The sequence below is a fragment of the Candidatus Burkholderia verschuerenii genome, from assembly GCF_001189365.1.
In the GTDB taxonomy this organism is placed as follows: Bacteria; Pseudomonadota; Gammaproteobacteria; order Burkholderiales; family Burkholderiaceae; genus Caballeronia; species Caballeronia verschuerenii.
Map to the genome: position 1 here is coordinate 1 of NZ_LFJJ01000219.1, position 8,902 is coordinate 8,902.

Annotated in this window: 6 protein-coding genes and 2 pseudogenes; all 8 read left to right on the plus strand. The window is 61.2% G+C overall.

Annotation, left to right across the window (positions count from 1 at the left end; translation table 11 throughout):
* The coding region (locus BVER_RS25385) for a group II intron reverse transcriptase (RefSeq protein WP_198155357.1) at positions 1–713 on the plus strand (713 nt) is incomplete at its 5' end.
* Between the two features lie 135 nt (positions 714–848).
* A pseudogene (locus BVER_RS25390) lies at positions 849–1,236 on the plus strand (FmdB family zinc ribbon protein).
* Positions 1,237–1,435: 199 nt separating this feature from the next.
* Positions 1,436–2,107, plus strand: coding sequence for a DUF502 domain-containing protein (locus tag BVER_RS25395; protein WP_050455618.1), 672 nt, complete (start codon positions 1,436–1,438; stop codon positions 2,105–2,107).
* 91 nt (positions 2,108–2,198) lie between these two features.
* Positions 2,199–4,001, plus strand: a complete 1,803-nt coding sequence (gene aspS / locus BVER_RS25400) for an aspartate--tRNA ligase (protein WP_050455619.1) — start codon at positions 2,199–2,201, stop codon at positions 3,999–4,001.
* 111 nt (positions 4,002–4,112) lie between these two features.
* Positions 4,113–4,583 (plus strand): dihydroneopterin triphosphate diphosphatase, encoded by a 471-nt coding sequence (gene nudB, locus BVER_RS25405; RefSeq protein WP_050455622.1) that lies wholly within the window; start codon positions 4,113–4,115, stop codon positions 4,581–4,583.
* The gene (locus BVER_RS25410) at positions 4,580–5,875 is read left to right on the plus strand and encodes a phospholipase D-like domain-containing protein (RefSeq protein WP_050455620.1); all 1,296 of its coding nucleotides are present in this window, start codon (positions 4,580–4,582) and stop codon (positions 5,873–5,875) included. The genes nudB and BVER_RS25410 overlap by 4 nt, the downstream gene beginning before the upstream one ends.
* Positions 5,876–6,195: 320 nt before the next feature.
* Positions 6,196–6,783 (plus strand): annotated as a pseudogene (locus BVER_RS25415) (TetR/AcrR family transcriptional regulator); the annotation flags it as partial.
* Positions 6,784–6,914: 131 nt separating this feature from the next.
* Complete coding sequence (locus tag BVER_RS25420) at positions 6,915–8,702, plus strand: acyl-CoA dehydrogenase C-terminal domain-containing protein (protein ID WP_050455621.1); 1,788 nt, start codon at positions 6,915–6,917, stop codon at positions 8,700–8,702.
* Positions 8,703–8,902 lie beyond the last annotated feature (200 nt).

The window sequence follows — 8,902 nt, forward strand, 5'->3', positions numbered from 1 at the left end:
GGAATTTCCGTAAGTACTCGGGAAAACTGCTCATCAAGCCCAGCAAGAAGAATGTGCAAGCATTCTTCCGCTCGGTGGCGGATACGATCAGCGGTCACAAAGCGGCAAAGCAGATCGAGTTGATCCGACTGTTGAACCCGATGCTACGGGGTTGGGCACAATATCACAGCCCTGTAGTAGCTAAGCAGGCGTACACCCGCATGGAGTACCTGATCTTCGGGAGGCTCTGGCGGTGGTCACGAAGGCGGCACCCGCAAAAGAGCACCGTATGGGTGAGAGAGAAGTATTTCCACCCCATTGGGAACCGGAGCGGTGTGTTTGCCTGTCCCATTGTGAAGCCCGAAGGCAATCAGGGGATGTTTGAGCTGTACCAACTTAGCGGCACGGCGATCAAGCGTCATCAGAAGATCAAAGGCGATTTCAATCCCTTTGATCCGCGGTGGGAACAGTACGGCGAGCAGTTGCGACAGGAGCGCATGTGGAACTCGATGCGCTACCGGAAGCAATGGGCGACGTTGTATTTGTCGCAGGGCGGTTCATGTGCGCACTGCGGTTGTGCTCTCACGGACGAGACGGGTTGGCACGACCATCATCTGGAATATCGGATGCATGGCGGCACAGACTCTCTGTCCAACCGGGTACTCCTCCACCCTGTCTGTCACCAGCAAGTGCACATCCACGGTATTGCTGTAACTAAGCCGGTCTTGCCTTAAGTGTAGGGCTTTGTATTTCGTAGGCTCGAGCTGTATGCGGGGAAACTCGCACGTACAGTTCCTAGGGGGCCCCTTTTCCGTAAGGAAAGGGGGCTACCCTACCAAGCGTCGACAAATAATTGTAGGAAGAGTGCCATGCCGATTTACGCGTACCGTTGTTCCTCCCTGCGGCCACGAGAAAGACGTGCTCCGGAAGCTGAGCGATGCACCGCTCACGCAATGTCCCGAGTGTGGGAAAGAGACCTTCTCCAAGCAGGTCACCGCCGCCGGCTTCCAGCTGAAGGGTTCGGGCTGGTATGTCACCGATTTCCGTGGCGGAAACAATGGCAACGGCAACGCGTCGAAGCCTGCATCGGCGGAATCGGACAAAACCGCCGGCAGCGCCGACAGCAGCACGTTCGGCGCGGATTCTTCCGCGAATTCGAAGTCGAACGAGAGCGCTGGCAGCACGAGCAGCGCCAGCGGTTCGAGCGCGCCCGCAGCGGACGCATCGAAGCCGGCGAGCAGCGCGGGCGCGGCCTGACGCGCAATCGTGCAATCGCGCAGTCGGCCGCCGCGAGCGGTTCCGCCCGGCTCCGGGCGCGGCTGTTCGCCGAGCGCATCGGCCCGGATACCGGAACAGTCCGCTGTCTGTTCCGCTGCCCGGCGCCCAACCCGCCGTACCGTTTCCCGCATGGCAGGACGCGGCCCGGCCTCCCGGTTGAGACCATAGCGACACCAACGTGACGACGAAAAAGACTACGCTGAAATCCGTATTCCTCACCGGCCTGCTGGTGCTGGTGCCGCTCGCCATCACCTTGTGGGTGCTGGGCCTCGTGATCGGCACGATGGATCAGACGCTGACGCTCTTGCCTGCATCGTGGCAGCCGGAGCGCGTGTTCGGCTTCCATCTGCCGGGTCTGGGCGCGCTGCTGACGCTGGCGTTCATTTTCATCGTCGGTCTGTTGACGCAGAACTTCATCGGCCAGAAGCTGATGCAATGGTGGGATGCCATCCTGCGTCATATTCCGGTCGTCGGTCCCTTGTACACGAGCGTCAAGCAGGTGTCGGACACGCTGCTGTCGTCGAGCGGCAACGCGTTTCGCAAGGCGCTGCTGATCGAATATCCGCGCAAGGGCTCGTACACCATCGGGTTCCTGACCGGCATTCCGGGCGGGGACGTGCTGAATCATCTTCAGGAAGATCATGTGAGCGTGTATGTGCCGACCACGCCGAACCCGACGTCGGGCTTCTTCCTGACGATCCCGAAAAGCGAAGTCGTCGAACTGGACATGACCGTCGACGCCGCACTGAAGTACATCGTCTCGATGGGCGTGGTTGCCCCTGCGCCGAGCACGCCGACGGCAGCGTCGTCGGCCCTGCCGGCCCGCCGCCCCACCGAGCCGCCGATGTAATGCCGGCGCACGCGCCGCGAAAGTCCGCCGACCGAAAGAGCGAGACCCGGGCGCACGAGCCGTTGATCAACGAACAACGAAAGACACAATCATGTCGATGCGATCTGAATACTGCGGTCTGGTGACCGAAGCCCGTCTGGGCCAAACCGTTTCGCTGTGCGGCTGGGTGCATCGCCGGCGCGATCACGGTGGCGTTATCTTCATCGACCTGCGCGATCGTGAAGGCCTCGTGCAAGTCGTCTGCGACCCGGACCGCGCCGAGATGTTCAAGGTGGCCGAAGGCGTGCGCAACGAGTTCTGCGTGCAGGTCAAGGGCGTCGTGCGCAACCGTCCTGAAGGCACGGTGAACGCGAACCTGACGAGCGGCAAGATCGAAGTGCTGTGCCACGAACTCGTGGTGCTGAACGCATCGGTGACGCCGCCGTTCCAGCTCGACGACGACAACCTGTCGGAAACCACGCGCCTCACGCATCGCGTGCTCGATCTGCGTCGTCCGCAGATGCAGAAGAACCTGCGTCTGCGTTATCGCGTCGCGATGGAAGTGCGCAAGTATCTCGACGCGCAAGGCTTCATCGATATCGAAACGCCGATGCTCACCAAGAGCACGCCGGAAGGCGCGCGCGATTATCTGGTGCCGTCGCGCGTGAACGCGGGCCAGTTCTTCGCGCTGCCGCAGTCGCCGCAGCTGTTCAAGCAGCTGCTGATGGTCGCGAACTTCGACCGTTACTACCAGATCACCAAGTGCTTCCGCGACGAAGACCTGCGCGCCGACCGTCAGCCGGAATTCACGCAGATCGACTGCGAAACCTCGTTCCTCTCGGAACAGGAAATCCGCGATCTGTTCGAAGCGATGATCCAGCACGTTTTCAAGGAGACGATGGACGTCACGCTGCCGGCGAAATTTCCGGTCATGAAGTATTCGGAAGCGATGCGCCGTTTCGGTTCGGACAAGCCCGACATGCGCGTGAAGCTCGAATTCGCCGACCTCACGGATGCCGTGAAGGACGTCGACTTCAAGGTGTTCAGCATGCCGGCGAACTCGAAGGACGGTCGCGTCGCGGCGCTGCGCGTGCCGAAGGGCGGCGAACTCTCGCGCGGCGATATCGACGGTTACACGGAATTCGTGCGCATCTACGGCGCGAAGGGTCTCGCGTGGATCAAGGTCAACGACAAGACCAAGGGCCGTGACGGTTTGCAAAGCCCGATCGTCAAGAACTTGCATGACGCGGCGCTCGCGGCGGTCATGGAGCGCACCGGCGCGGAAGATGGCGACATCATCTTCTTCGCGGCGGATCGTGCGAAGGTCGTCAACGACAGCCTGGGCGCACTGCGTCTGAAGATCGCTCATTCGGAATTCGGCAAGGCCAACGGTCTGCTCGAAACCGGCTGGAAGCCGCTGTGGGTCATCGACTTCCCGATGTTCGAATACGACGAGGAAGAAAACCGCTTCGTCGCCGCGCATCACGCGTTCACGAGCCCGAAGGACGAGCATCTCGAATACCTCGAGACCGATCCGGGCCGCTGCCTCGCGAAGGCATACGACATGGTGCTGAACGGCTGGGAAATCGGCGGCGGTTCGGTCCGTATTTTCCAGGAAGACGTGCAGAGCAAGGTGTTCCGCGCGCTCAAGATCGGTGCTGAGGAAGCGCGTATCAAGTTCGGCTTCCTGCTCGACGCGCTGCAATACGGCGCGCCGCCGCACGGCGGTATCGCGTTTGGTCTGGATCGTATCGTCACGCTGATGTCGGGCGCCGATTCGATTCGCGACACCATCGCGTTCCCGAAGACGCAGCGCGCGCAAGATCTGCTCACGCAAGCGCCGAGCGAAGTCGACGAGCGTCAGCTGCGCGAACTGCATATCCGTCTGCGTCAGCCGGAACAGAAAGCGCAGTAAGCACGTCCAGTTGTCGTAGTGATGAAAAAGGCGCCGAGTGCGCCTTTTTCGTTTTTTGCGTTACAGTCGTCGGCAGAAATCACGACAAAGAAATTGCGCAATCCAATCGATATGCAGAAGCCGCCGAAAATCCCCGAATCGGTTCTGGTCGTCATTCATACGCCGGAGCTGGACGTGCTCATCATCGAACGGGCGGATCACAAGGGATTCTGGCAATCGGTGACGGGCTCGAAAGACAGCATCGACGAACCGATCGCCGAAACGGCCGCGCGCGAAGTCGCGGAGGAAACCGGCATCGTGATCGGCGGGGCGATGGTGCCGGAGAACGCGTTGCTGGATTGGCATCATCGTATCGAGTACGAGATTTATCCGCAGTGGCGGCATCGCTATGCGGAAGGTGTCATGCACAACACCGAGTTCAGTCTGCTCGTGCCGCACTGTCTGGAAGTGACACTCGCGCCGCGCGAACACACCGCGCACTTGTGGCTGCCGTTCCGCGAAGCGGCCGATCGATGCTTCTCGTGGTCGAACCGGGAAGCGATCCTGCAATTGCCCGAGCGCCTGGCGGCGCACAACCGATGATCGGATTGCGCCCGCGACGCAGCTTCAAGCGACTGCGTCAGGCGCTGTTTTCCGGCCGTCGCCCGTTGCGATTCTGTTTCACGTCCGGCAACCACGTGCGCCTGTTCAAGGGCGGCGTGCAGTTCTTTCCCGCGCTGATCGACCGCATCGATCACGCGCAGAAATCCGTCTCGCTCGAAACCTACATCTTCGCCAACGACGATGCCGGCCGCGCCGTCTCCGATGCGCTCGTACGCGCGGCGGAACGCGGCGTCGCGGTGCGCGTGATCACCGACGGCATCGGCACCGCCAGCGATCTGCCGATGTTCAAGCTGTGGAAGGACAGCGGCGTCGAGCATCGCATCTACAACCCGCATCTGCTGTTCGGGCCGATGGGCTGGTCGCGCACGCATCGCAAGCTGGCGTTGATCGACCACACGTATGCGTTCTGCGGCGGGATCAATATCGTCGACGACTACGATCAGAACGGCGTGCAACTCGACATGCCGCGCTGGGACTTCGCAATGGAAGCGCAAGGTCCGGTCGTGGAAGACGTGCGCGATGCCTTCGATACGCAATGGCAGCGCATTCGCCTCGGCGTGAAGCCGCGCAAATCGCGCGAGGCGCAAAAAGACTCGCCGGAACAACCGGCTGGAAAAGGGATGACCCGCTGGGGCGCGCGCCGTGCCGCCCGCGCGCGCCGTCGTGCGCGGCTCGGCGAGATCCACGCCGTCGATCAGCCGTGCGTGGCGTTCGTCGCGCGGGACAATCTGCTGAACCGGCGCGCCATCGAGAAAGCGTATCTGCGCGCCATCTCGCATGCCGAGCGCGAAGTGCTGCTCGCGAATCCTTACTTTATGCCGGGCCGCCGGCTGCGTCGGGCGCTGTCGAAGGCGGCGCAGCGCGGCGTGCGCGTGTCGCTGGTGATCGGGCGCAAGGAGTTCGTCGCGCTCGATTACGCGACGCCGTTCCTCTACGGCAATCTGCTCAAGCACGGCGTGCGCATCGCCGAATACGAAAAGACCATCCTGCACGGCAAGGTGGCGATCGTCGATTCCGACTGGGCAACAGTCGGTTCGTCGAACCTCGATGCGCTCAGTCTCGTGCTCAACAACGAAGCGAACATGGTGCTCGTCAATCATCAGGAGATTGGCGCGTTGCACGACGCCATTCTTCAGGCCTTTGACGACGGCCGGCCGATCGACGAAAAACACTACGAAACCCGGCCGATCACCGAGCGGGCACTAAACTGGCTCGCCTATAACACGTACCGGATGATGATGAAGCTCATCACCATCGGACAGTACGACTAACAGACGTTCCGCAAGTCTCGCACTGAAATGGCAGCGAAAACGAGCGGGTTTATCCGGCTTGGACAACGTTTGCGCAAAAAAAGCTGCCGACCGTTTCGTAACGCATCAAGCTAAAAGAATTGGGAACTCGGGCAGTCACTAACTGCAATCCGGCGATAACAAGCCACAATAAGCTTGATCAATGTTGAGACTTATCCTATAGACAACGGCGATCGGATTAGAAACGAGTTTCTAAAAAATTGCTTGTATCAAAAGAGGCCGGCCACAATAATAGAACGGTCGTTCGATTTTACGGGTCACATAAGAACGGTAGGGACATCATGCGAAAAGGCGAACAGACGCGGGCCGCGATTCTCGACGCAGCGCTGGAGTTGGCGAGCCGTGACGGGCTGGAGGGTCTCACCATCGGCTTGCTGGCTGAGCGGATGCAGATGAGCAAGAGCGGCGTGTTTGCGCACTTCGGATCGCGCGAGGATTTGCAGGTGGAGGTGGTAAAGGAGTACCACCGCCGGTTCGAAGACGAAGTGTTCTTTCCGAGTTTGCGCGAGGGCCGCGGCTTGCCGCGATTGCGCGCGATGATGAACCGCTGGATGGAGAAGCGGATTCAGGAAGTCACCACGGGCTGCATATATATTAGCGGCGCGGTGGAGTATGACGATCGCGCGGCGAGCGCGGTGCGCGAGCAGTTGGTGCACAGTGTGACGATGTGGCGCGACGCCTTGATGCGCGCCATTCGCCAGTCGAAGGACGAGGGGCATCTGAAGCAGGACACCGATCCCGCGCTGATGCTCTTCGAGTTGTACAGCTTCACGCTCGGCCTGCATCACGACGCGCGCTTCCTGCATCTGCCGGAAGCCGTGCAACTGACGCGGGACGCGCTGGAAAAGACGATTCAGTCATATCAGTCGCCGGGATCGAGCGGCAGCGCGCGAAGCAGCGCAAGCCCGGGTCCGACGGCGGTATTCGCATCACACCGACAGCCGTTAGCGCTGCCCGAGAATCGGCGGCGCGGCGGTCCTGAGAAACTGGAGAGGACTCAATGGGACAGTACGCCGCCCCGATTCGCGACATGCAGTTCGTTCTGCACGAAGTGCTGAACGTCGAAGCCGAACTGAAGTACATGCCGAAGCATGCCGAGCTCGATGCGGACACCATCAATCAGGTGCTCGAGGAAGCCGGCAAGTTCTGCTCCGAAGTCGTGTTCCCGCTCAACCAGAGCGGCGACCGCGAGGGCTGCACGTATGAGGGCGATGGCGTCGTCAGGACGCCGGCGGGGTTCAGGGAAGCCTATCGGCAATACGTCGAGGCGGGCTGGGCGGGGCTCGGCTGCGATCCCGACTACGGCGGCCAGGGCTTGCCCGCGTTCGTGAACAACGCACTGTACGAGATGCTCAACTCCGCGAATCAGGCGTGGACGATGTATCCCGGCCTCTCGCACGGCGCATACGAATGTCTGCACGCGCACGGCACGCCGGAGCAGAAGTCGACCTATCTGCCGAAGCTCGTCTCGGGCGAGTGGACCGGCACGATGTGCCTGACCGAACCGCATTGCGGAACCGACCTCGGCATCCTGCGCACCAAGGCCGAACCGAACGGCGACGGTTCCTACGTGCTCACCGGCACGAAGATCTTCATTTCGAGCGGCGAGCACGACATGGCGCAGAACATCGTCCATCTGGTGCTGGCGCGTCTGCCGGGCACGCCGATGGGCACCAAGGGCATTTCGCTCTTCATCGTGCCGAAGTTTCTGCCCGACGCGGGCGGCGCGGTGGGCGCGCGCAACGGCATCAAGTGCGGCTCGATCGAACACAAGATGGGCATTCACGGCAACGCGACCTGCGTGATGAATCTCGACGGCGCGAGCGGCTGGCTCGTCGGCGAGGAGAACAAAGGTCTCAACGCGATGTTCGTGATGATGAACGCGGCGCGTCTGGGCGTCGGCATGCAGGGCTTGGGCCTCACGGAAGTCGCGTATCAGAACTCGCTGGTCTACGCGAAGGAGCGTCTGCAGATGCGCTCGCTGACCGGTCCGAAGGCGCCGGACAAGCCCGCCGATCCGATCATCGTGCATCCGGACGTGCGGCGCATGTTGCTCACGCAAAAGGCGTATGCCGAAGGCGGCCGCGCGTTCGCGTACTGGGCGGCGCTGAATATCGACAAGGAACTCTCGCATGCCGACGATGCCGCGCGCCGCGAAGCGGGCGAGTACGTCGCGCTGCTGACGCCGGTCATCAAGGCATTCCTCACGGACAACGCCTTCGAAGGCACCAACCTGGCGATGCAGATTTACGGCGGCCACGGCTTTATCTCCGAATGGGGCATGGAGCAGTACGTCCGCGATGCGCGCATCAACATGATTTACGAAGGCACCAATTCCATTCAGGCGCTGGACCTGCTCGGGCGCAAGATTCTCGGCGACATGGGCGCGAAGCTGAAGCGCTTCGGCAAGCTCGTGGCGGAGTTCGTCGAGGCGGAAGGAGTGAAGCCGGAGATGCAGGAGTTCATCAATCCGCTTGCGGATATCGGGGAGAAGGTGCAGAAGCTCACGATGGAGATCGGCATGAAGGCCATGCAGAATCCCGATGAAGTGGGGGCTGCTGCGGTGCCTTATATGCGATGCGTCGGACATCTGGTGTTCTCGTACTTCTGGGCGCGGATGGCGCGTGTGGCGCTCGATCACGCCGCTTCGGGCGATGCTTTCTATACGGCCAAGCTGGGTACTGCGCGGTTTTATTTCGCCAAGCTTTTGCCGGAGACGGCTTCGGCTATTCGTGCTGCACGGGCGGGGGCTAAGCCCATGATGGACTCCGACGAAGCGCTCTTTTGATTTTTTTGCTGGCGCTTTGGGTTTTTGGGGGCGTGGGTTTCTTGTCGCTGGGTTTTTATTCAGTAACCGCCTCCCCGGCGGAGGGGTCACTTTCTTTGCGGCGGCAAAGAAAGTAACCAAAGAAAGCCGCTGGCCGATCCTAAGCACCTTCTTGAGCGGCCGCGGCACAGGAATTTAGACTTGGCACAGCAGTAGCGAGT

Coding starts and splice junctions, on each gene's coding strand:
- aspS (WP_050455619.1), top strand. CDS start 2,199: ATGTCGATGCGATCTGAATACTGCGGTCTGGTGACCGAAGCCCGTCTG.
- BVER_RS25410 (WP_050455620.1), top strand. CDS start 4,580: ATGATCGGATTGCGCCCGCGACGCAGCTTCAAGCGACTGCGTCAGGCG.
- nudB (WP_050455622.1), top strand. CDS start 4,113: ATGCAGAAGCCGCCGAAAATCCCCGAATCGGTTCTGGTCGTCATTCAT.
- BVER_RS25420 (WP_050455621.1), top strand. CDS start 6,915: ATGGGACAGTACGCCGCCCCGATTCGCGACATGCAGTTCGTTCTGCAC.